The 21,725-nt window shown below is 70.4% G+C and carries 20 protein-coding genes; 9 read left to right on the forward strand and 11 right to left on the reverse strand.

The annotated features are described in order from the left end of the window. The first annotated feature begins 122 nt into the window (after nucleotides 1-122). Entirely contained in the window at nucleotides 123-2,477 is a 2,355-nt protein-coding gene (locus tag ABZS69_RS03990; RefSeq protein WP_355366055.1) for a glycoside hydrolase family 6 protein, read from the forward strand. Nucleotides 2,478-2,606: 129 nt separating this feature from the next. On the opposite strand, the gene ABZS69_RS03995 is transcribed toward ABZS69_RS03990, so the two are convergent. The 5 genes from ABZS69_RS03995 to ABZS69_RS04015 form a co-directional block, all read right to left on the reverse strand. Next, the gene (locus ABZS69_RS03995; protein WP_355366058.1) at nucleotides 2,607-3,002 is read right to left on the reverse strand and encodes a DUF1992 domain-containing protein; all 396 of its coding nucleotides are present in this window, start codon (nucleotides 3,000-3,002) and stop codon (nucleotides 2,607-2,609) included. A gap of 10 nt (nucleotides 3,003-3,012) precedes the next feature. Continuing rightward, nucleotides 3,013-3,912 carry a dihydropteroate synthase gene (gene folP / locus ABZS69_RS04000; RefSeq protein WP_355366061.1) on the reverse strand — a complete coding sequence of 300 codons (900 nt, stop codon included), beginning with the start codon at nucleotides 3,910-3,912 and terminating at the stop codon, nucleotides 3,013-3,015. Nucleotides 3,913-3,957: 45 nt separating this feature from the next. After that, nucleotides 3,958-4,428: an ATP-binding protein gene (locus ABZS69_RS04005; RefSeq protein ID WP_355366064.1), complete on the reverse strand. Its 471-nt coding sequence runs from the start codon at nucleotides 4,426-4,428 to the stop codon at nucleotides 3,958-3,960. A gap of 84 nt (nucleotides 4,429-4,512) precedes the next feature. Beyond that, nucleotides 4,513-5,568 (reverse strand): NAD-dependent epimerase/dehydratase family protein, encoded by a 1,056-nt coding sequence (locus ABZS69_RS04010; protein ID WP_355366067.1) that lies wholly within the window; start codon nucleotides 5,566-5,568, stop codon nucleotides 4,513-4,515. Between the two features lie 52 nt (nucleotides 5,569-5,620). Beyond that, the gene (locus ABZS69_RS04015) at nucleotides 5,621-6,802 is read right to left on the reverse strand and encodes a zinc-dependent alcohol dehydrogenase (protein ID WP_355366070.1); all 1,182 of its coding nucleotides are present in this window, start codon (nucleotides 6,800-6,802) and stop codon (nucleotides 5,621-5,623) included. A gap of 209 nt (nucleotides 6,803-7,011) precedes the next feature. On the opposite strand from ABZS69_RS04015, the gene ABZS69_RS04020 reads away from it, so the two are divergent. From ABZS69_RS04020 to ABZS69_RS04035, 4 genes are all read left to right on the forward strand, one after another. After that, nucleotides 7,012-8,055, forward strand: coding sequence for a polyprenyl synthetase family protein (locus ABZS69_RS04020; protein WP_355366072.1), 1,044 nt, complete (start codon nucleotides 7,012-7,014; stop codon nucleotides 8,053-8,055). A gap of 12 nt (nucleotides 8,056-8,067) precedes the next feature. Beyond that, a complete protein-coding gene (locus ABZS69_RS04025) occupies nucleotides 8,068-9,009 on the forward strand; it encodes a 4-hydroxy-3-methylbut-2-enyl diphosphate reductase (protein ID WP_355366075.1) in 942 nt (313 codons plus the stop codon). Between the two features lie 30 nt (nucleotides 9,010-9,039). Beyond that, entirely contained in the window at nucleotides 9,040-10,458 is a 1,419-nt protein-coding gene (locus ABZS69_RS04030; protein ID WP_355366078.1) for a family 2B encapsulin nanocompartment shell protein, read from the forward strand. 68 nt (nucleotides 10,459-10,526) lie between these two features. Beyond that, the gene (locus tag ABZS69_RS04035; protein ID WP_355366081.1) at nucleotides 10,527-12,674 is read left to right on the forward strand and encodes a terpene synthase family protein; all 2,148 of its coding nucleotides are present in this window, start codon (nucleotides 10,527-10,529) and stop codon (nucleotides 12,672-12,674) included. Here ABZS69_RS04035 and ABZS69_RS04040 read toward each other — a convergent pair. After that, a complete protein-coding gene (locus tag ABZS69_RS04040; RefSeq protein WP_355366084.1) occupies nucleotides 12,659-13,000 on the reverse strand; it encodes an STAS domain-containing protein in 342 nt (113 codons plus the stop codon). The two genes, ABZS69_RS04035 and ABZS69_RS04040, sit on opposite strands and share 16 nt — an antisense overlap. 283 nt (nucleotides 13,001-13,283) lie before the next feature. Continuing rightward, on the reverse strand, nucleotides 13,284-13,550 hold the full coding sequence (locus ABZS69_RS04045; RefSeq protein ID WP_355366087.1) for a hypothetical protein: 267 nt from the start codon (nucleotides 13,548-13,550) through the stop codon (nucleotides 13,284-13,286). A gap of 452 nt (nucleotides 13,551-14,002) precedes the next feature. Between ABZS69_RS04045 and ABZS69_RS04050 the strand changes: the two genes are divergently transcribed. Then, nucleotides 14,003-14,500, forward strand: coding sequence for a C40 family peptidase (locus tag ABZS69_RS04050; RefSeq protein ID WP_355366090.1), 498 nt, complete (start codon nucleotides 14,003-14,005; stop codon nucleotides 14,498-14,500). A gap of 182 nt (nucleotides 14,501-14,682) precedes the next feature. On the opposite strand, the gene ABZS69_RS04055 is transcribed toward ABZS69_RS04050, so the two are convergent. Further along, complete coding sequence (locus ABZS69_RS04055; RefSeq protein WP_355366093.1) at nucleotides 14,683-14,949, reverse strand: hypothetical protein; 267 nt, start codon at nucleotides 14,947-14,949, stop codon at nucleotides 14,683-14,685. A gap of 406 nt (nucleotides 14,950-15,355) precedes the next feature. Between ABZS69_RS04055 and ABZS69_RS04060 the strand changes: the two genes are divergently transcribed. Continuing rightward, on the forward strand, nucleotides 15,356-15,820 hold the full coding sequence (locus ABZS69_RS04060; protein WP_355366096.1) for a hypothetical protein: 465 nt from the start codon (nucleotides 15,356-15,358) through the stop codon (nucleotides 15,818-15,820). Between the two features lie 187 nt (nucleotides 15,821-16,007). Here the strand turns inward: ABZS69_RS04060 and ABZS69_RS04065 are convergent, their stop codons facing one another. Then, nucleotides 16,008-16,466 (reverse strand): MarR family winged helix-turn-helix transcriptional regulator, encoded by a 459-nt coding sequence (locus ABZS69_RS04065; protein WP_355366099.1) that lies wholly within the window; start codon nucleotides 16,464-16,466, stop codon nucleotides 16,008-16,010. Beyond that, nucleotides 16,463-17,080, reverse strand: coding sequence for a type 1 glutamine amidotransferase family protein (locus ABZS69_RS04070; RefSeq protein ID WP_355366102.1), 618 nt, complete (start codon nucleotides 17,078-17,080; stop codon nucleotides 16,463-16,465). Before ABZS69_RS04070 ends, ABZS69_RS04065 begins: the two co-directional genes overlap by 4 nt. 61 nt (nucleotides 17,081-17,141) lie before the next feature. Here ABZS69_RS04070 and ABZS69_RS04075 point away from each other — a divergent pair, with 61 nt between their 5' ends. Beyond that, the gene (locus ABZS69_RS04075) at nucleotides 17,142-18,488 is read left to right on the forward strand and encodes an NERD domain-containing protein (RefSeq protein ID WP_355366105.1); all 1,347 of its coding nucleotides are present in this window, start codon (nucleotides 17,142-17,144) and stop codon (nucleotides 18,486-18,488) included. Then, a complete protein-coding gene (locus ABZS69_RS04080; RefSeq protein ID WP_355366108.1) occupies nucleotides 18,485-19,003 on the forward strand; it encodes a GNAT family protein in 519 nt (172 codons plus the stop codon). The genes ABZS69_RS04075 and ABZS69_RS04080 overlap by 4 nt, the downstream gene beginning before the upstream one ends. Here the strand turns inward: ABZS69_RS04080 and ABZS69_RS04085 are convergent. Beyond that, nucleotides 19,000-21,702 carry a BTAD domain-containing putative transcriptional regulator gene (locus ABZS69_RS04085; RefSeq protein ID WP_355366113.1) on the reverse strand — a complete coding sequence of 901 codons (2,703 nt, stop codon included), beginning with the start codon at nucleotides 21,700-21,702 and terminating at the stop codon, nucleotides 19,000-19,002. The two genes, ABZS69_RS04080 and ABZS69_RS04085, sit on opposite strands and share 4 nt — an antisense overlap. Between the last annotated feature and the right edge of the window lie 23 nt (nucleotides 21,703-21,725).

Consider the following 21,725-nt stretch of genomic DNA (forward strand, 5'->3'; position numbering starts at 1 on the left):
CGGGGCATTCAACGAGCATGCGGGGCGGCGGACACCTCCGCGAGTGTCGCCCTCTGTACATGGATGGAACCACGACAGACCATGGGAGCGCTCCCACCCTCTAACACTGGAGATGATCGCTCGTGAGACTCCAACGCGGCCTCCGCAAATGGGCCGTGACCGTGACCGCCGCGAGTGTCGCGGCCTTAGGGCTCGTCGTCGGCCAGAGCACGGCAGCCAACGCCGCCGTCGCCTGCGACGTGACCTACTCTGCCAACTCGTGGACGAGCAGCCCCGGCCAGGGCGGTTTCACCGCGAGCATCACGTTGAAGAACACCGGCGACCCGATTACGTCGTGGAATCTGGCCTTCGATTACCCGACCACCGGTCAGAAGTACACCCCCACCGGCTGGGGCGCCAACTGGAGCCAGTCAGGCACCCGAGTGACCGGGACGAACATGCCGTACAACGGCAGCCTGAGCACCGGCGGCTCGGTCTCCATCGGCTTCAACGGCACCTGGACCGGCACCAACCCGAACCCGACCGCGTTCACCGTGAACGGGGTCACCTGCGGCGGCGGCGGGAACCCGACCACCCCGTCGGTGGTCACCTCGGCCAGCGCGGTCGCGGTGAACGAGGGCGGCACCGCCACGTTCACGGCCAGGCTCTCCTCGGCCCCGTCCGCCAACGTGACCGTCACCACCACGCGGACCAGCGGTGACACCGACCTGTCCGTCAGCGCGGGCGGCTCGCTGACCTTCACCCCGTCCAACTGGAACACCGCCCAGACCGTCACCCTGGCCGCGGCCCAGGACTCCGACACGACCGCGGGCACCGCCTCCTTCACCGTCGGCGGCACCGGCGTCACCCCGGCCACGGTCTCGGCCACCGAGGTGGACGACGACGCCGTGGTGGAGCAGTCGATCATCGTGACGCCGACCGCGGTGACCGTGCCCGAGGGCGCCACCGCCTCGTACACCGTGCGCCTGGCCGCCGCGCCGACCTCGAACGTGACCGTCACCTCGACGGCGGGCACCGGCGACACCAACATCACCGTCTCCAGCGGCGGCAGCCTCACCTTCACGCCGTCCAACTGGAGCATCGCGCAGACGGTCACCCTGGCCGCCTCCGAGGACTCCGACACGGCCAACGGCAGCCGCACCATCACCGTCGCCTCCACCGGCCTGACCTCCAGGACGGTCACCGCCACCGAGGCCGACAACGACGGCGGCACCACCCCCGGCGGCCACGTCGAGAACCCGTACGCCGGCGCCACCGGCTACGTCAACCCTGACTGGAAGGCCAAGGCCCAGGCCGAGCCCGGCGGCTCCGCGGTGGCCAACACCTCCACCGCCGTCTGGCTGGACCGCATCGCGGCCATCGCCGGCTCCTCCTCCGCCATGGGCCTGCGCGCCCACCTGGACGAGGCCGTCAGGCAGGACGCCGCCAACGGCTCCGCGCCGCTGACCGTCCAGTTCGTCATCTACGACCTGCCCAACCGCGACTGCTCGGCGCTGGCCTCCAACGGCGAGCTGCTCATCTCCGAGAACGGGCTCAACCGCTACAAGGCCGAGTACATCGACCCGATCTCGGCGATCATGAGCGACTCCGCGTACTCGAACCTGCGCATCGTCACGATCATCGAGCCCGACTCGCTCCCCAACCTGGTCACCAACCTCAGCTTCGCCAAGTGCGCCGAGGCGAACTCGACCGGGGCCTACGTCGAGGGCGTGCGCTACGCGCTGAACAAGCTGCACGCCATCACCAACGTCTACACCTACGTCGACGCCGCCCACCACGCCTGGCTGGGCTGGGACTCGAACTTCAACCCGTCCGTCAACATCTTCTACAACACCGCCGCCGGCGCCACCGCCGGCGTGGACAGCGTGGACGGCTTCATCGTCAACACCGCCAACACCTCCGCGACCACCGAGCCGTACTTCACGATCAACTCGACCGTGAACGGCACGTCGGTCCGGCAGTCCAAGTGGGTGGACTGGAACTGGTACGTCGACGAGGCGACGTTCGCCACGGCCCTGCGCAGCGCCCTCATCTCCAAGGGCTTCAGGAACGGGCTCGGCATGCTGGTCGACACCTCGCGCAACGGCTGGGGCGGCTCCGCCCGTCCGAGCGGGCCGAGCACCTCGACCGTCCTGGACGACTTCGTCAACCAGTCGCGCACCGACCGCCGCATCCACGCCGGCAACTGGTGCAACCAGAGCGGCGCGGGCCTGGGCGCGCGGCCGACCGCCAGCCCGGCGGCCGGGTTCGACGCCTACGTCTGGATCAAGCCTCCGGGCGAGTCGGACGGCGCCAGCTCGGACATCCCGAACGACGAGGGCAAGAAGTTCGACCGGATGTGCGACCCGACGTACCACGGCAACAACCTCAACGGCAACAACCTGTCGGGCGCGCTGCCCAACGCGCCGCTGTCGGGGCGCTGGTTCTCGGCGCAGTTCCAGGAGCTGCTGAGGAACGCCTACCCGCCCGTCAACTGACCACCGTCACCGCCGGGGGCCTCGCCCCCGGCCTGAGCCCGAGCGACCCGCCTGACCCGGGTCTCTCGGAGGGACCCGCCTGACCCGGGTCCCTCGACCACCCGAAGGGGCCCCGCACGCGGGGCCCCTTCACCTCTGCGCTCTGCGCCACTCCGAGACGATCTCATCAACGTCGAAGGGCATCAGGTTGAGCGGCGGGCCCGACAATCCCGTCCTGATCGCCTCGCGGATCTTCTGGTTGATCTCGTCGAGGATCCGCCGCACCTCGGTCTCCGACCTGGCCCCGCGCGCGTGGGCCAGCGCCTCCTCCGCCTCCTTGCGCAGCGCCAGCGTGGGCGGCAGGGGCATCGTCAGCCCCTCGCTCTCGACCTTCTGCTTGATCCACCACATGTCGTCGTGCGGCCGGTCGGGCAGCGGCTTTCCGGCCCCCGGCAGGTCGTCGAACTCGCCGCGCTCCTGCGCCTCGCGGATCTGCCGGTCGATCCAGCTCTCGAACGGCATGCCCAGGGGTTTCCGTTCGGTCAAAACGACCTCCTCAGGCCAGATTGTGACTCGGGGTCAGCGGGCCACGCCAGCCGAGCATGGCCTCGGTCATGCGTACGGACGCGACGGTGGCGGCCACGTCGTGCACCCGCAGGATCCGGGCGCCCTTGACGATGGAGAAGACGTTGGCGGCGATCGTGCCCTCCTTCCGCTCCCCCTGGGGGCGGTCGAGCGTCTCGCCGATGAAGTCCTTGTTGGACAGGGCCACCAGCGTCGGGTAGCCGATCGCGGTGATCTCCTCCAGCCGCCGGGTGATCTCCAGGGAGTGGAAGGTGTTCTTGTTGAGGTCGTGGCCGGGGTCGATGATGATCCGGTCGGGGGCGATGCCTGCCGCCAGCGCGAACGCGACCCGCTCGCGCAGGTAGCCGGCCACCTCGGCGACGACGTCGGCGTAGCTCGGCCGGAACACGCGCCTGCCGGGGCCGCCGAGGCTGTGCGTGACGATCACGCTGACCCCCGACCCGGCGGCGAACTCCGCCATGCCGGGCTCGCGCAGGCCGTTGGTGTCGTTGATCACGTCCGCGCCGGCCTCGACGGCCGCCCGCGCCACCTCGGGCCGGTGGGTGTCGACGGAGATGACGGCGTCGGTGGCCTTCCTGACCTCCGCGATGACCGGGGCGACCCGGTCGATCTCCTCGTACGCGCCGATGTGCGCCTGAGCCGCGCTGAAGGCGAACCCGCCGATGTCCACCCAGTCGGCCCCGTCGTCCACGGCCCGGCACGCGGCGGCCACGGCGCTGTCGAGCTCGAACGTACGGCCCTGGTCGTGGAAGGAGTTGGGCGTCCTGTTGACGATGGCCATGATGGCGACCTGACGCGCGAAATCGAACTCCCGCCGGCCGATGCGCCGGACGGGCGAGATGATCCCGGAGGAAAGCGTTTCGCCGCTCACGTAGTGAGCCTACCTGCCCCCCACCCACCCCATCCGCCCGAGGGGTCAGGCGGTGAAGCGGCCGAAGGGGCGGCAGCCGGCCATGACCCGGATGCGTTTCATGGCCTCGTGGGTGACGCGATCAGGCCCGCTCGGCAGCCGCATGGTGAGCAGGACCGTCGTCCCGCCGGGCCCGGTGTCGAAGTCGGCCGTGTCGCACAGCCGCTGGATGAGGTAGATCCCCCTGCCGCCCTGGGCGAGGTCGAGCGGGCTGATGCCGCCGTCGACGTAGCCGTCGGGGATGCCCGTCCCCCGGTCGGAGGTCTCGGAGCGGATGACGCCGTTCACCGTCCACAGCTTGAAGTACCCATGCCCGCCCCCGTGCTCCACGGCGTTGACGACGCTCTCGTGCACGGCCAGGACGAAGTCGTCCAGCCGAGGGCTGCTCAGCCCGCAACCCCTGGCACACTCGGCCACGGTGCGGCGCAACCTGGTGACGTCGTCGAGGGTGAAGGGCTGGGCCATCAGGGTCCGCATGCGCTCCCTCCGTGTCGTCCGACAGGGTGACGGTCGCGCTTCAGGACCTCGCGTCGTGTGTCACGTTCCCCCGGAGGAGACGACTTACACCCCGGACGCCCCAGCGACACCGGCGGCGAGCTCCTTGACGCGGCCCACGGGCCCGCCGTCGGGGGCCAGCGGGACGGTGTCCATGCCGGCCCCGTCGTGCAGCCCCTCGAACAGCTCCCGCACGGCCTCCCACGACGGGTGCCGCGGCGCCCACCCCAGCACCTCCCTGGCGCGGTCTGTCTTCATGATCGGGACCCGCAGGACCAGGTCCAGCAGGCCGGGTGCGGCCGGCAGGAGCCGCAGGTGCCAGGCCGCCGCCATGACCGCCCTGGCCACGGTGGGCGAGACCGCGACCGTACGGGTGCCGAGCAGCCTGGCCAGGTCGGGCGGGTCGAGCACGGGCGCGGCGGCGAGGTTGAACGGGCCCCGCACCTCCTTGGTGACGGCCAGCCGGTACGCCTCCGCCGCGTCCTCCGCGTGCAGCGCCTGCAGCCGCAGGCCCGGGATGTCCGGCACGAACGGGATCCGCCCCTCCTTGATCAGCCGTCCCGGCAGGAACGGCCCGCCGAACAGCCTGCGCTGCTCGGTGGCGGCCACCCGCTGGAAGACGAACCCCGGCCGCATCCGCACCACCCGGATGCCCGGGTGATCGTGCTCGAAGACGTCGAGCACCCGCTCGACGTACGCCTTCTCCCGCCCGTACGCGGCCCCCGGCCAGCCGTGCGTGGGCCAGCTCTCGTCCACCGGCCGGTCCTTGGGCCCCGGCGAGTACGCGCCCACGGACGAGGCGTGGACGAGCGCGGGCACCCCCGCCTCGGCGACGGCGCGGAAGACGCGCATGCTGCCCAGGACGTTCGCCCGCCAGGTCGTCGCCGGGTCTCTGGTGGGCTGGAACAGCCACGCGAGATGGACGACCGCGTCCGCCCCGTCGAAGATCCGCGTCAGATCCGCGGTCGCGACGTCCGCCTGCCGCCAGTCGGTGCGGTCGATCCGCCAACCGGGCAGCCGACGGGCCACCCCGACGACCGAGGTCACCCCGTCGTCGGCGGCCAGCGCGCGAACCACGCTGGTGCCGACGTTCCCGGTTGCCCCCACCACGACAACTCTCATGCGAGCTTCGCTGCCCGCCCACCGGGCAGCGAAACTCCTCTGACCTGCCGCATTACGGCTGGAGCAGGATCTTGACGGCTCCGTCGGACTTCTTCTGGAACATCTCGTACGCCATGGGCGCCTGCTCCAAGGGCAGCCGATGGGTGGCGAGGTCCGTCACGCCGAGCGGATCCGACTCGTCGGTCACCAGCGGCATCAGCACGCTGGTCCAATGCCGGACGTGGGCCTGCCCCATGCGCATCGTGATGCCCTTGTCGAACATGCGCAGCATGGGCATCGGGTCCGTCATGCCCCCGTAGACGCCGACGACGGAGATGACGCCGCCGCGCCGTACGGAGTCGATGGCCTGGTTGAGGGCGGCGAGGCGGTCGACGCCCGTGTGGGACAGCAGCGGCGCGGCCACCGCGCCCGGCAGCATCGTGGTGAGCGTCTGGGCCAGCTTGGCGGCCGGGGAGCCGTGGGCCTCCATGCCGACCGCGTCGATGACCGAGTCGGTGCCGCGCCCCGAGGTCCGCTGACGGATCTCCTCGGGGACGTCGCTGACCTCGCTCGCGTCGATGACCTCGGCGCCGTGGCGGCGGGCCATCTCCAGGCGCTGCGTGACGCCGTCCACGCCGATCACCCGGTAGCCGAGGTGGCGGGCGATGCGGCAGCACATCTGGCCGATGGGGCCGAGACCGAAGACGGTGACGCTGCCGCCCTCGGGGATGTGCGCGTACGCGACGGCCTGCCAGGCGGTCGGCAGCACGTCGGACAGGTAGATGAAGCGCTCGTCCGGCGGCCCCTCGGGCACCTTGATCGGGCCGAACTGGGCCTCGGGCACCCGCAGGTACTGGGCCTGCCCGCCGGGCACCTGGCCGTAGAGCTTGGTGTAGCCGAACTGGGCCGCTCCCGTGCCCTGCTCGCGCACCTGCGTGGTCTCGCACTGCGCGTAGAGCTCCATGTCGCACATGTGGCAGTGGCCGCAGGAGATGTTGAACGGGATGACCACGCGGTCACCCGGCTTGATGTTGTCGATCGCGGAGCCGACCTCTTCGACGACGCCCATGGACTCGTGACCCAGGATGTCGCCCTCGGCCATGAACGGCCCGAGCACCTCGTACAGGTGGAGGTCGGCGCCGCAGATTCCGGTGCTGGTCACCCTGATGACCGCGTCGTTCGGCTCCTTGATGGCCGGGTCTGGGACCTCCTCGACCCGGATGTCGCGCTTTCCGTGCCAGGTGACTGCCTTCATGGTGTCTCCTTCGAAGTAGGCACAAATGCCGCATACCCCCACATAAGCCATCAAATCGGCACCTGCTCCGGACAGCATCCCGACACGCCCAGATTCGGGGACCGGTCCAGCAAAGGCCGAACGCTCCACACCAAAGTGCTTTACACGCTCTGTATTGGGTGAGTAACTATTGGTAGCTGACGCCGACCGAAGGAGCCGCGCGCATGCCGGTGAGCTTCACTCAGCACAACGTTGGATCACGCATAGACCGACGCCTGGCCGGTTTTCTCGAGACCTGGCGAGCTCCCGTCGACGACCCCGACGTCGAGGCGGCGTACCAGTTGCTCACCGAGTTCATCCTCAACGGCGGCAAGCGCGTCAGGCCGCAGCTGTGCTACTGGGGCTGGCGGGGGGCCGACGGAGGCGACGGCGAGGAGATCATCACCGCCGCCGCGTCCTTGGAGCTGTGCCACGCCGGGCTGCTCATCCACGACGACATCATGGACGGCAGCGAGCTGCGGCGCGGCCGGGCCACCGTGCACAAGAGCCTGGCCGGGCTGCACCGCGGCCCGGGCTCGGACGCGTTCGGGCAGGCGGGCGGCATCCTGCTCGGCACGCTGAGCCTGGCCTGGTCCGACACCATGTTGTCGTCGTGCGGGGTGGAGCCGCACCGGCTGCGGGCCGCGCACCACGTGTTCGACACCATGCGCACCGAGGTCATCAGCGGCCAGTACCTCGACGTCCTGGCCCAGCTCCGCTCGGGCGCGAGCGTGGAGGAGGCGCTCACGGTGATCCGGTTCAAGACCGCCAAGTACACCGTCGAGCGGCCGCTGCAGATCGGCGGCGCGCTGGCCGGGGCCTCGATGGAGCTGCTGGAGTCGTACTCGCGCTTCGGCCTGCCGCTGGGCGAGGCGTTCCAGCTCCGCGACGACGTGCTCGGGACGTTCGGCCTGGAGTCGGAGACCGGCAAGTCGGCGCTGGACGACCTGCGCGAGGGCAAGCACACCGTGCTCATCGCGCATGCCGTGCGGCGGGCCACGCCCGGCCAGCTCGCCCATCTCAGGAACTGGCACGGCAACCCGGAGCTGACCGAGGAGCGCGCCGAGGAGGTGCGGCAGATCCTGCGCGACACGGGAGCGCTGGACGAGGTCGAGGAAATGATCGAAGACCGGGTGCGCGAGGCCGTGACCGCGCTGGCCGCGGCTCCGATCGAGCCGGAGACGGCCAGAGCGCTGGCCGTGCTGGCCGACCAGCTCGCGCACCGCACCAAGTAGGGGGTTCCCCAAATGGGACAGGTACTTCTTGCTGCCCCGCGCGGCTTCTGCGCGGGTGTCGAGCGCGCGATCAACACCGTCGAAGAGGCGTTGAGCCGCTTCGGCCCACCGGTCTACGTGCGCAAACAGATCGTCCACAACACGTACGTGGTCGACGACCTCACCCGGCGCGGCGCGATCTTCGTCGAGGAGCTCGACGAGGTCCCCGACGGCTCGCTGGTCGTCTTCTCCGCCCACGGCGTCGCGCCGGCGGTGAAGGACGCGGCGGGGCTGCGCGGCCTGCGGACGATCGACGCCACCTGCCCGCTGGTCACGAAGGTCCACAAAGAGGCCGTGCGCATGGCCGAGGCCGGCTACGAGATCGTGCTCATCGGCCACGCCGAGCACGAGGAGGTCGAGGGCACGTTCGGCGAGGCCCCCGACCGCATCCACGTCGTGGACCCGGCCAGGCCCGACGAGGTGACGGCGAGCGGCGAGCGCCCGATGAGCTGGCTGTCGCAGACCACGCTGGCCGTGGACGAGACCATGCAGGCCGTCGCCGAGCTGCGCAAACGCTTCCCCCAGCTGGTCGACCCGCCCAGCGACGACATCTGCTACGCCAGCCAGAACCGCCAGGAGGCGATCACCAGGATCGCCCCGCGGTGCGAGCTGGTCATCGTCGTCGGCTCGGCCAACTCGTCGAACTCGCGCCGGCTGGTCGAGGTGGCCCTGGGCGCCGGCGCGGGCGCGGCGTACCTGGTCGACAGGGCCGACGACGCCGACGAGCGCTGGCTCGACGGCGTGCGGACCGTCGGGGTCAGCTCCGGCGCGTCCGTCCCCGAGCGGCTGGTCGAGGAGTTACTCGGCTGGCTCGCCGCCCACGGATACGACGACGTGGAGCCGGTGACCGTGGCCAAGGAGACCCTCACGTTCTCCCTTCCGCTCGAAATCCGATCCACCCGCAACCCCGGCTAGGTCCCAAACCCAGATTGGTGGTGCAGCACGATGACCGAAACGACCAACTCGAGCACGCCCGAGGCCGTCAACGGCAACGGACAGCTCAGCCTCAGCACCGACGCCGCCAGACAGCTCGCGACCACGACCAAGACGCCGCCGCAGATGCAGGAGATCACCTCCCGCTGGTTGCTGAAGCTGCTGCCGTGGGTGCAGTGCTCGGGCGGCGTGTTCCGGGTCAACCGGCGGCTGACGTACGAGCTGGGTGACGGCCGCATCACGTTCAGCACGACCGGTGCGGACGTGCGGGTCATCCCTGCGGAGCTGACCGAGCTGCCCATGCTGCGCGGCTTCGACGATTCGGAGGTGCTCGGGGCGCTGGCCGACCGCTTCGCCCAGCGTGAGGTGGAGGCGGGCGAGGAGATCGTCTCCGAGGGCCGCCCCGTTGACCGGCTGGTGCTGATCGCCCACGGCCGGGTGGCGAAGGTGAGCCGCGGCGCGTACGGCGACGAGCAGAACCTCGGCGTCCTGGCCGACGGCGACTATCTCGGCGAGGCGACACTGACGAGTGGTGGCCAGTTCGACTTCACCGCGCGGGCCAAGACCAAGACCACCGTGCTCACGCTGTCCAAGCAGGACTTCGAGCAGCTCGCCGACCAGGCGCCCGGCCTGCGCGAGCACCTGGACCGCTGGCTTTCGGCGAGTGGAGAGCACGCCCAGAACGACTATGGCGAGGCTGCGATCGACCTGTCGGCGGGCCACAGCGGCGAGCCGGTGCTGCCCGGCACGTTCGTGGACTACGAGCAGAGTCCGCGCGAGTACGAGCTGAGCGTGGCGCAGACGGTCCTGCGGGTGCACACCCGGGTCTCCGACCTGTACAACCAGCCGATGAGCCAGCTCGACCAGCAGCTCCGTCTCACCATCGAGGCCCTGCGCGAGCGGCAGGAACACGAGATGGTCAACAACAAGGAGTTCGGCCTGCTCCACAACGCCGACTTCAGCCAGCGCATCCGCACCCGCGCCGGCCGCCCCACCCCCGACGACCTCGACGACCTGCTGTCCACGGTGTGGAAGGACCCGGCGTTCTTCCTGGCGCACCCGCAGGCCATCGCGGCCTTCGGCCGGGAGTGCAGCAAGCGCGGCGTCTACCCGCAGTCCATCGAGGCCTTCGGGCACAAGGTGCCGTCCTGGCGGGGCATCCCGATCTTCCCGTGCAACAAGATCCCGATCTCCTCCTCGCACACGACGTCGTTCCTGCTCATGCGGACCGGCCAGGAGAACCAGGGCGTCGTCGGCCTGCACCAGACCGGCATCCCCGACGAGTACCAGCCGAGCCTGTCGGTCCGGTTCATGAACATCAACGAGAAGGCGGTCATCTCCTACCTGGTGAGTGCGTACTACTCGCTGGCGGTGCTCGTGCCTGACGCGCTCGGCGTGCTGGAGGACGTCGAACTCGGCAGGAACGGCTGAGCTAGGGACCGGACGGCCGGCACCGCGTGCGCGCGGTGCCGGCCTGCTACGCACGTGAGGGAGTTGCCATGAGTCAGCCGTTCGAGCTGCCGGACTTCTACATGCCGTACCCGGCGCGGCTGAACCCGCATCTCGAAGAGGCTCGCGCGCATTCCAGACAGTGGGCGCGCGAGCTGGGCATGTCCGAAGGGTCGGGCATCTGGGAGGAGGCCGACCTCGACGCCCACGACTACGCGCTGTTGTGCGCGTACACGCATCCCGACTGCGACGCCGAGGAGCTCTGCCTGATCACCGACTGGTACGTGTGGGTCTTCTTCTTCGACGACCACTTCCTGGAGGTCTTCAAGCGCAGCGGTGACCTGGCGGGCGGCAAGGCGTACCTCGACCACGTCGCCCGGTTCATGCCGATGGGCGATGACCTGACCATGCCCGAGCCCACCAACCCGGTCGAGGCCGGACTGGCCGATCTGTGGGCGCGTACGGTGCCCAGCAGGTCCGCGGACTGGCGGGCGCGCTTCGCCGAGAGCACCCGGAACCTGCTGAACGAGTCGCTCTGGGAGCTGGCCAACATGAACCGGGGGCGGGTGGCCAACCCGGTCGAGTACATCGAGATGCGCCGCAAGGTCGGCGGGGCGCCCTGGTCGGCGGGGCTGGTCGAGCACGCGGTCGGCGCCGAGGTGCCCGCCCGGCTCGCCGGGACCCGCCCGCTGCGGGTGCTGAAGGACGCCTTCGCGGACGGGGTCCACCTGCGTAACGACCTGTTCTCGTACGAGCGGGAGGTCGGGGACGAGGGCGAGCTGAGCAACGGCGTGCTGGTGCTGGAGAGGTTCCTGGGGTGCGGCACGCAGGAGGCCGCGGACGCGGTCAACGACCTGCTGACCTCGCGGCTGCAGCAGTTCGAGCACACGGCGCTGGGCGAGCTGGGCCCGCTGTTCGTGGAGTACGGCGTCGACCCGCTCACCGCGACCGGCGTGCTGGCCTACGTCAAGGGCCTGCAGGACTGGCAGGCGGGCGGGCACGAGTGGCACCTGCGCTCCAGCCGGTACATGAACAAGCGGGTCGCCGCCCGCAAGCCGCTGGGCATGCCGTCGATCGTCAACCTGCTGGGGGCCAAGCGGCTGCGCAGCTTCACGTACGTGCCGTACCAGCGGGTGGGGCCCTCGCGGATCCCCGACCTGGACGTGCCCTTCCAGGTCCGGCTGTCGCCCCATCTCGACACCGCCCGGCGCAACACCGTGGCCTGGTGCGGGGAGATGGGGATGCTCGACTCGACCCTGTGGGACGAACAGCGCCTGGTCGACCTCGACCTGCCCCTTTGCACCGCCGGCCTGCATCCCGACGGCAGTGCCGAGGAGCTGGACCTGGCCTCGTACTGGATGGCGTGGGGCACGTACGCGGACGACTACTTCCCGGCCGTCTTCGGCCGGTCCCGCAACCTCGCGGCGGCCGCGATCGCGGTGGAGCGGTTCTCGGCGTTCATGCCGCTGGACGGCTCCCCTGCGCCCGCACCCGCGAGCGTGCTGGAGCGGGGCCTGGCCGACGTCTGGGCGCGTACGGTGGGGCCGATGCCGCCGGAAGCGCGCCGCGAGCTCCGCGAGGCGGTCGAGAGCACGTGCCTCGCCTGGCTGTGGGAGCTGGGCAACCAGTTCGCCAACCGCATCCCCGACCCCGTGGACTTCATAGAGATGCGCAGGCAGGCCTCAGGCAGCGAGCTGACCACGGGCCTCAGCCGGCTGCGGGACGGCCGGCGGCTGCCCCGTGAGCTGCGCGAGAGCGGGCCGATCCGGTCGCTGGAGAACACCGTCGCCGACTGCGGGACGCTGATCAACGACGTCTTCTCCTACCAGAAGGAGATCGAGTTCGAGGGGGACCTGCACAACGGCATCCTGGTGGTGCAGCACTTCTTCGACTGCGACTACCCGACGGCGCTCGGCATCGTGACCGACCTGCTGGCCTCGCGGGTGGGCCAGTTCCAGCACATCGTCGAGCACGAGCTGCCGGTCCTGTGCGACAACCTCGATCTCGACGCGGACGCCCGGCAGGACCTCGACGCGTTCGTGGACGGGCTGCGGAACTGGGTGGCCGGGATATTCCACTGGCACCACCACTGCTCCCGGTTCGACGAGGACTCGCTGCGCCGCCACAACCGGGTGCCCGAGCGGCGGCTGGGCGGGCCGACCGGCCTCGGCACCTCGGCGGCCTACGCGGGCAGGTGATGGGTGCGGGGTTCGTAGAACCAGCCCATCATGCGGAGCAGGCGGCGCTGGTACGGCGTGACATTGTGCAGGCGGATCCATCGCTCCGCCGGCGGCAGGGTGGGCATGACGAGCACGCGCAGCCCGGAAACGTCGATGAAGGTCAGCTCGCCGGTGTCGACGAGGATGTACGCGCCCCGGCGGCACCCCTTCAGGGCGTCGGCCACCGCGGGGCTGTTGGAGGCGTCGATCTCGCCGACCAGCGCCACGGACGGCGCTCCAGGCGCCGCGCGCACGGTGATCGTCAGCTGCCCATCCTGATAGAGCAACCGCTCTTGGACGCTCACGCTTCTTCGCCCCCCAACACGCACGCTCTGGGGGTGTAATCCTGCGACTGGCCTGCTCTGGCAAATAACCAGAACCCAGGTTACACGAAGTATGTTTGGCTATGTAATTTTCGCCGGAAAATGACCGAATTAGGGAGAAATTATGAAGGGCACGGCATGGCCGTGCCCTTGACTGTCGCGGAAGCTCCGACGCGGACGGCGCCCACCCGCCCGGGGAGCGCTCCGGCAAGGTGCCGCCACGGGGCCGTGGCTGCCGGAGCACCCTCAGGTCAGGCGTACGCGCTCAGTTGTTGTCGCCCACGTGGGACTGGTTGTTGAGCAGATTGATGTCGATGTCCTGCAGGTGGCCGATGGTGGCGGCGTCGATGTACTTGATGGAGTCGTTGAGGACGTCGTTGCCCAGCGTGAGGTCGTCGAGGAGGCTCAGCTGGCTGAGGATCTGCTGCTTCTTGTTGAACGCGTTGGGGCCGACGTCGGCGGATGCGCTCGTGGCCGAGAACCCGAGCAGGCAACCCGCGATCGCTGCACCAGCGAGAATGCGACGCATCATTTTCTAGTTTCTCCTTCGTCGGAACTGGCGCGGGATGCGCGTCATCGTGAATCACTCGCACCGGGCTGCGAGATTCCAGGTGCAACATTCTCGCGGCGTCTCAACGGGTCGCAACCCGACTGTGCTAAGCGGGAGTCAAATGCGCGCACCATTTTCTTGATTGTTGATCATGGATCGTCCAGACATATACGACTTAATTGGATTTGCCATGGGGTGCCATGGAGGCGGTTTTTCAGCTTATGGCTATACGGACACCCCGTATGCCCAAAGTCCGTTTTATCGCTATAGGGAAGGAGGAATGTTATGGGAGAACGGTCTGGCGGTGGCGCGTCGACGGGAGCACTGAATATCTCATGAATGGACTACGGCGACTGCTGCCAATTGCACTGGCAGCGGCGATTCTGTATGCTGCCCCGGCCATTCCCGCGGAAGCCCGGAGGTCGGCGGGCGGGATGATCGCGGTACGCGCGGCGATAGAGATGATCGGCGTCCCTTACTCGTGGGGCGGCGGCGGGGTGAACGGCCCCGGATTCGGCATCGGGAAAGGCGCCAAAACGTGGGGCTTCGACTGCTCGGGGCTCGCGGAATATGCCTGGGCACAGGCCGGGGTGAACGTCGGCACGACCACGCGGGAGCAGTGGCGCTCCGGTATCCGGATACCCAGGGAGCAGGCGGAGCCCGGGGATCTGGTCTTCTACGACAACGACTCTCACAGTCCCGGACCCGAGCACGTCGGCATCGTCGTGGACGCCACGCGGATGGTGCACGCCCCGTACAGCGGGCAGTCCGTACGGGTGGACCCGCTCGCCAGGCGTACCTTTCTCGGCGTGGTCCGGCCGAGCGGCACCGGCATGAACGGCCATGCGCTGAACTCCGCGGCCACGGACGACGGCGGCGCCCCGGGCTCCGCTGCCTCGAACGGCCACGCGGCCCAGGCCTTCCTGCAGTGATCGACCTGGGCCGCGGGACACGGAGGGCCCGGTGCGCACCGGGTCCCGTGCCGTGGATTCGCGAATCTCCACGGCCCGTTCTGCGGTTCACCTCAAGGCACCAGGAAGACGAACTTGGCCTGGGCGCGCTCCCTCCCGGAGAGGCGCCGATCGGCTTCCTGCCTACGCCATGCGAGGAGCCGTCAGTTGTTGTCGCCCGTGTTCTCCTGGTTGTTCAGGATGTTGGCGTCGATGTCCTGCAGGTGGAGGAGGGTCAGGATGTCGACGTACTTCACGGAGTCGTTGAGGACGTCGTTGAGCGCGGTCAGGTCATCGAGTGCGCTCAGCTGGCTCAGAATGGACTGCCCGCTGTTGTGCGGGTTGGGCCCGACACTGGCCGAGGCGCCCGTTGCGGTGAAGCCGAACGCGGTGACCGCGATTGCTGCACCGGCCAGAATACGACGGATCATGTGTGGTTTCCTCCATGGATCGGCGCGGAAATTCCGGCGCCTGGTCGTTTGTGCAGGGCTGTGAGGTGCCGGAAATAACCATCGCGGCAGGCGGCCGGAACTGCAACTCGAAAAGCTATCCCCGTGGTCAAGGCGGGACCTCGCTTTCTTGGCGCCGAGTTTTCATTCCCGTCGACGAAGTGCTACGCACACGCGAACGCGGCTGCCCGGACAGCGGGATTTAGTTTGGCTCGGCACGCACCTGATGGGCCGACCGTGCACCGCCTTTTAGGGAACGATCACCCGAAACTTGAGAATCGCTCCTACGCCTCCCGGCGTACCCGCAGCGCCCTCCTGAGGCTGACGCGCGGGGCGAACAAAACGGCGAGGATGGCCGCCGAGTTCCCGCAAAACGGAGGTGAGATCGATGCGGCCGCGTATCCGCAAGACGGTCATGGTTATCCATGTCATCGCGTCCGTGGCGTTGATCGGCGAGGTGTGGGGCCTGGTCGTGCTGAATACGGCGGCGGCGCTGACAAAGGACGCGGAGCTGGCGCACGCGGCCTATCGGCTGATGCCCGCGTTGGTCTTCGCGGGCGGCATACCGCTCAGCCTCACCGCATTGATCACCGGCATCACACTGGGTCTGACCAGCCATTGGGGGCTGTTTCGCTATTACTGGGTGGCGGCCAAGCTGGTACTGCTGGTGGCCGTGATCTGCGTGGGCATGTTCCTGTTCGATCCCGAGGGAATGGCGGCCGCCACCGAAGGCGGCGCCGCGGTCCCCGCCACTCGCCAGTGGGGGCAGGTGGCCGCGCTGGGGACGCAGATCGCCATGCTGATGACCGCGACCACACTGTCGGTCTTCAAACCCCGGCGCAAACTCGGATGATGGTTGTACGTGCGCCGGGATACAAAAACGACCATGAATTCCACCCCACCACCCACCTCCCCATCCACCCCACCACCCAATTCCCCATCCGCCTCCCCATCCGACCCGCCACTTGACCCGCCACCCGGCCCGTCACCCAACCGGCCACCCACCCCGCCGTCGGCCGCCTCCGCGCCACCCTGGCCGCTTACGGCGGGGTGGTGAGGTGGTCCAGGGCGGTGGAGAGGCGGTGGAGGGCGGCGAGGCAGTCGCGGGCCGCGTCCGCCCCCAGCTCCTCCACCAGCCGATCGGCGAACGCCTGGTGACCGGGCGTGATCTTGGCGATGGCCTCGCGCCCGGCGGGCGTGGGCTGGAGGAGCTTGGCGCGCCGGTGCGCCGGGTTGGGCTGGTATTCGGCCAGCCCCCGCTCCACCAGCAGGTCCGCGATCCGCTGCACCCCCTGCCTGGTCATCCCCATGACGCGGGCCACCCCGGCCACCGGGAGCGGATCCCGCAGGACCGCCCCGAGCACCTGCCACCAGGCCGCCGTCATCTCCGCCGGGCGGGCCAGCCCCTCCGCCACCTGGAGGAACTGCCCGTTGAGCCGGAAGGAGCCCAGCGCCAGACCCGAAAGCAGCTCCGCCGAGGACGAGGACGAGTCGGTCATGCCGCCATCAACACCTCGAACGCCGACGCGTCGCTGCTCCCGAACAGCCGGAACCACGCATCCAGCACCTCCGGACGGTAGACGTCGAGCCGGCGGAAGATCTCCCGCGCGAACGCCACCGGCTCCGTGGGACCCGCCGTGACGAGGTCGCCCCCGAGCACCGCGTCCCGGTCGAGGTAGTGCTCGGCGCCCCCGTAACCCTCCTGCGCCGCCAGATACTGCAGCACCGCGCTCGTGTGGTCGCGCCCGTCCAGCAACCCTTCGCGGGCGAGCCCGGCGGTGGCGCCGCAGATGGCCGCCACCGGCACGCCCGCGGCCAGGAACTCCCCGGCCTTGGCGGCGAACGGCGCCAGCGAAGGGCCGGCGTCCCACAGGTCGGCCCCGGGCAGGATGAGCAGCGCACTCGACTCGGGTGAGAGCTGGTCGAGCGCCAGGTCAGGGGTGACGCGCAGCCCGCCCATGCTGACGACGGGGTCCGTGGTGAGGCCCACGGTGACGATCTCGTAGCCGCCCGGCTCGCGCTGGTAGCGCCCGTTGCGCAGGTGCGCGGTCGCGTGCCCGGTCTCCCAGTCGGCGAACGTGTCATAAACGGCGTGGTGCACGATTCCCTTCATGACAACATCTTGTCATTACGACAGCATACTGTCAACGCGCAATCGTGGGAGGATACTCCTCATGGCAGAGATCGTCGGCGGGGGACGTCCGGTCAACGACGCCGAACGGCGGGTGATCGCTTATCTGCGCGACCAGGCGCCCGCCGACTGGCTGCTGCTGCACAACATCGAGGTTCCGCGCGGCCACGACGTCTTCGAGGTCGACCTGATCGTGCTGACGGGCCACTCGATCGTGGTCGTCGACGTCAAGGGCACCAGGGGCCGCATCGAGGTGTCGGGCACGCGCTGGTTCCCGCCGCGCAGGGAGGCGTTCGGCTCTCCTGTGGCCAAGCTGCGGGGCACCGCCAAGGCGCTGAAGGGCCTGCTGGTGTCCAAGGCCACCCAGCTGGAGCGGGTCTACGTCGACAGCCTGGTCGTGCTCTCCTCGCCCGACGCCGAGCTGATCGACCCGGCCGGGCGCGACGCGGTCAACGTCACCGACCTGCCCGGCCTGCTCGCCACGCTGAGCGACGTCTCCAGGGTCAGGCGCGGCTGCAGCCCGCACGCCAAGCCGTACCTCACCGCGATCCTCGACGCCCTCAACCAGACCGTACGCCGCAGCACCGCGCCGCCGAGGTTCGGCAACTGGGAGGTCGAGGAGCAGCTCGGCGGCGACACCAAGATCACCGAATATCGCGCGTTCAACGTCACGCTGCCGGGCAGCGAGACCGTATTGCTGCGCGTCTACCAGGCCGACCCGCTGGCCGACCACCACGCGCGGGCGGCCGAGCGGCAGCGCATCGCCAACGCGTACCAGACCCTGGCCAAGATCCCCCCGCACCCGTGCGTGGTGCGCTCGCGCGACTTCTTCGCCATCGACGACGAGAGCCGGTTCGTGCTGGTGCTGGACGACGTGCACGGCGAGGCGCTGCAGCTGTCGCTGGGCCAGGGCGACCGGCTGGGCGTGATCCAGGACCTGCTGCGCGGACTGGCCCACGCCCACGCGCACGGCGTCGTGCACCGGGCCCTGACCCCCGCCTCCGTGCTGGTCACCGACGACGGGCACGCGGTGCTGACCGGGTTCGACTACGCCAAGCCGGGCCCGCGCAACTACACCGTCGCCCACGAGCTGGGCAACGTGCTCGACGCGCACTACGTGGCGCCCGAGTGCCAGGAGCGGCCCGACCTCATGACGACCGCCTCCGACGTCTACGCGGCCGGCGCGATCGCCTACCAGCTCCTCACGGGCCAGTTCCCGACCAGCGCCGACGCCCACGGCCCCGACGTGCCGGAGGTCGTGCGCAGGATGCTCGACCACTCCCCGGCCAAGCGCCCGACCGCCGCGGAGGCCCTTGACGCCCTTGAGGCCGCGCCGCTCCAGGAGTCCCGGCTCAAGCGACTCGTACGTCGTCTAGTGTCCCGATCATGACCGTTCGCCTGCGTCCCGTCGAAGAGGACGACCTGCCTTTCCTGCGCCGCCTCACGAGCGACCCCGACAGCACGGGCGAGTTCCAGTGGTACGGCTTCCAGAACCCCCGCAACCTGAGCAAGCGCTGGGCGGACAACGGGATGCTGGAGGACGACCGCGGCATGTTGATCATCGCTGACGGCGACGACCGGGTGGGGTTCGTGGCGTGGGGCAAGCAGGTCGCCAACCGCGCCAGCTACTACTGGTCGATGGGGTTGGTCGTGGCGCCGGAGCATCGTGGCCGGGGCCACGGCACCGAGGCGCAGCGGCTGCTCGCGCGCTACCTGTTCGACCACTCGACGGCCAACAGGATCGAGGCGTCCACGGAGATCACGAACGTGGCCGAGCAGCGGGCGCTGGAGAAGGCCGGGTTCACCCGCGAGGGCGTCATCCGCGGCTCCGGCTTCCGTGCCGGGCAGTGGCACGACGGCGTGCGCTACAGCATGATCCGCTCGGACCTCGACGAGAAGCACTAGACGGGGAGGCTGCGGCGCAGCGCGCTGGCGTGGCTGAGATAGGTGCGCGCCAGCCCCGTGCGACCGGCCGAGCGGTACAGCTCGCCCAGCAGCTGCGTGGAGGACGCCTCACCGCTGAGGTCGCCGAGCTCGTGGAAGATCTCCAGCGACCGCTCCAGCCCGGTGGAGGCCCGCGCCAGGTCCCCGCGCGCCGCCTGCAGCCCGGCCAGGCTCTGCAGCGCGTACGCCCCGCAGTGCCGGTCCCCCAGCGACTCGAAGATCTCCAGGGCGTGCTGGTGGAACGACATCGCCTGGTGCAGGTGCCCCATCTGGAGGCACACGCAGCCCTCCCGATGGGCGTCCCCCAGCTCCTGGGCCAGCCGCATGGCCTGGCCGAGCGACTCCGACGCCTGCGCCAGGTCCCCCGCCTTCAGGCAGGCCCGGCCGATGGCCTGGCGGGCGAACGCCTCGCCGTGCCGGTCCCCGGTGGCCAGGAAGATGGACAGCGCGTCCCTGAAATGGGAGAGCGAGAGCGCGGGCCGGCCGCGGAACTGGGTCACGGCCCCGAGCCCGCAGATGGAGGTGGCCTCGGCCCGTCTGTCCCCCAGGTCGGCGAATATCCGGCGGGAGCGGGTGAAGCCCTCGGCCGCCTCCTCGTACCGGTCCTGGTAGAGGCTGACCTGCGCCAGGCCCCTGAGCATGGCGGCCTCGCCGTACCTGTGGCCGGCCGCGCGGGCGGCGGCCAGGGCGGCCGTGTGGGTGCGCCGCCAGGTGCCGAGATGGCAGTGCAGGTCGAGGTACGGGACCATGGCGGCGGCCAGCCCCCACGCCGACTCCGCGAGCCCCGTCTCGGCCGCCACGTCCACCGCCTGGGCCAGCGTCTCGTGCTCGGCCTCGAACCACGCGACCGGGTCGGCGGTCAGCCGGTCGAGCGTGCGACCGGGCAGCCGCCAGCGCGGCGCCCTGGCGGCGGTGAGGCTGAACACGGTGGTCGGCAGCCGCGCCATGGCGTGCTCCGCGGTCGCCGTCCACGCCGCCAGCACCCTGCCCACCGCCTCCAGCCGGGGCCCGCCGCCCTCCCGTCCGAGCGCGAGTGACCGGCCGCGTTCGAGGGCGTGGCGGCCGACGAGGCCGGGGACGCGGTAGCGCGGCTGGCCCACCGCGTCGGTGCCGACCAGGTCCAGCAGGTTGACGTCCACCAGCAGGTCGGTCACGTCGTCGGCCCCGTGCCGCCCGAGCGCCGCGTCGACCACCCATCCGGGCTGCGCGGGCGTGCCGAGCAGGCCGAACGTCGCGAGCGTGCGGGCGGCCTCCGCGGGCAGGCGCGCGTACCCGTCGTCGAAGCTGACCCGCACGTCCCGCAGCTCGCCGAGCCAGTCGTCCTCCAGCCGCTGCCTGAGCACCGACAGCGACCATCCGGGCCGGGCGGCCAGGCGGGTGCCCGCGTTCCTGACGGCCAGCGGCAGCCCGCCGCAGGCGGCCACGATGGCCAGCGCCGCCTCGCGCTCGCGGGCCACCCGGTCCCCGCCCGCGATGGAGCCGATCAGGGACAGCGCCTCGCCGGGCGCCAGCGGTCCGAGCTGGACCAGCACCGCGCCCGGCAGCTCGGTGATGCGGCGCCGGCTGGTGACGATCACCGCGCTGCCGTTGCCGGGCAGCAGCGGGCGCACCTGGTCCGCGTCGCGGGCGTCGTCGAGCAGCACCAGCATCGGCCGCCCGGCCAGCAGCGACCTGAACAGCGCGGACCGCTCGCCCACGGTCGGCGGCAGGCCGGGAACGCCGAGCGCCCTGAGCGCCTCGGCCAGCAGGTCACCCGGCTCCCGGAGGCCGAGCTCCAGGTGGAGCTGCCCGGAGGGGTAGGCGTCGCACAGCGCGTGCGCCGCCTGCACGGCCAGCGCCGACTTGCCCGACCCCGGCGGCCCCGAGATCACCGCGACGGCGAACGGCCGGCCCAGCGCGCCCATCTCGCCGGCCCGGCCGGTGAAGTCGGGGAGGCCGGGCGGGAGCTGACGGGGCACCGCGGGCAGCGCCTCGTCCGCCAGGATCAGCTCGTACGCCCCGCGCAGGTCGGCCCCCGGCTCGACGCCGAGCTCGTCCACGAGCTGGGCCCTGACCGCGGCGTAGGCGCGCAGTGCCTCGGCCTTCCTGCCGCCCCTGTGCAGGGTCAGCATCAGCCGCCCCCACAGGTCCTCGCGGTACGGGTGCTCGGCCAGCAGCCCGCGCAGCTCGGACACGGCCCCCTCGTGGTCCCCGCGTTCGATCCGCCGCCCGATCAGCGCCTCGGCGGCACGCAGGCGCACCTGGTGGACGGGTTCGAGGCGGCGGTCCCAGACGGGGCTGCCGGGCAGGTCGGACAGCGGCGCCCCGCGCCAGAGCGCGAGCGCCTCGGCGAACTCGCCCCGGTCCACCAGGGCCTCGAACTCCAGCAGGTCGAGCGCGCCGCCGCCCACGTCGATCGCGTAACCGGCCCCGTCGGCCCGTAAGAGCGAGGGCCCGAGGTCGGAGCGGAGCGAGCTGACGTACGTACGGAGATTCGCCTGGGCGGAGCGGGGCGGGCGGTGCGCCCAGAGCACTTCGGCGAGCCGATCGGCGCCGACCACGCGGCCCGCGTCGAGCAGCAGCGTCGCCAGCAACATGCGGGGCTTCCTGCCGGAGATCCGGACGGGACGGCCATCGCGACGGACCTCCAGCGGCCCGAGCACGTGGAAGGTGACCGACACATCGGCTCCTCTACGGAGGTCTG

This window comes from Nonomuraea sp. NPDC005650 (assembly GCF_040605375.1).
Classification (GTDB): Bacteria; Actinomycetota; Actinomycetes; order Streptosporangiales; family Streptosporangiaceae; genus Nonomuraea.

Coding starts and splice junctions, on each gene's coding strand:
- ABZS69_RS04005 (WP_355366064.1), bottom strand. CDS start 4,428: ATGCGGACCCTGATGGCCCAGCCCTTCACCCTCGACGACGTCACCAGG.
- ABZS69_RS04010 (WP_355366067.1), bottom strand. CDS start 5,568: ATGAGAGTTGTCGTGGTGGGGGCAACCGGGAACGTCGGCACCAGCGTG.
- ABZS69_RS04015 (WP_355366070.1), bottom strand. CDS start 6,802: ATGAAGGCAGTCACCTGGCACGGAAAGCGCGACATCCGGGTCGAGGAG.
- ABZS69_RS04025 (WP_355366075.1), top strand. CDS start 8,068: ATGGGACAGGTACTTCTTGCTGCCCCGCGCGGCTTCTGCGCGGGTGTC.
- ABZS69_RS04030 (WP_355366078.1), top strand. CDS start 9,040: ATGACCGAAACGACCAACTCGAGCACGCCCGAGGCCGTCAACGGCAAC.
- ABZS69_RS04035 (WP_355366081.1), top strand. CDS start 10,527: ATGAGTCAGCCGTTCGAGCTGCCGGACTTCTACATGCCGTACCCGGCG.
- ABZS69_RS04045 (WP_355366087.1), bottom strand. CDS start 13,550: ATGATGCGTCGCATTCTCGCTGGTGCAGCGATCGCGGGTTGCCTGCTC.
- ABZS69_RS04050 (WP_355366090.1), top strand. CDS start 14,003: ATGATCGCGGTACGCGCGGCGATAGAGATGATCGGCGTCCCTTACTCG.
- ABZS69_RS04055 (WP_355366093.1), bottom strand. CDS start 14,949: ATGATCCGTCGTATTCTGGCCGGTGCAGCAATCGCGGTCACCGCGTTC.
- ABZS69_RS04060 (WP_355366096.1), top strand. CDS start 15,356: ATGCGGCCGCGTATCCGCAAGACGGTCATGGTTATCCATGTCATCGCG.
- ABZS69_RS04065 (WP_355366099.1), bottom strand. CDS start 16,466: ATGACCGACTCGTCCTCGTCCTCGGCGGAGCTGCTTTCGGGTCTGGCG.
- ABZS69_RS04070 (WP_355366102.1), bottom strand. CDS start 17,080: ATGAAGGGAATCGTGCACCACGCCGTTTATGACACGTTCGCCGACTGG.
- ABZS69_RS04075 (WP_355366105.1), top strand. CDS start 17,142: ATGGCAGAGATCGTCGGCGGGGGACGTCCGGTCAACGACGCCGAACGG.
- ABZS69_RS04080 (WP_355366108.1), top strand. CDS start 18,485: ATGACCGTTCGCCTGCGTCCCGTCGAAGAGGACGACCTGCCTTTCCTG.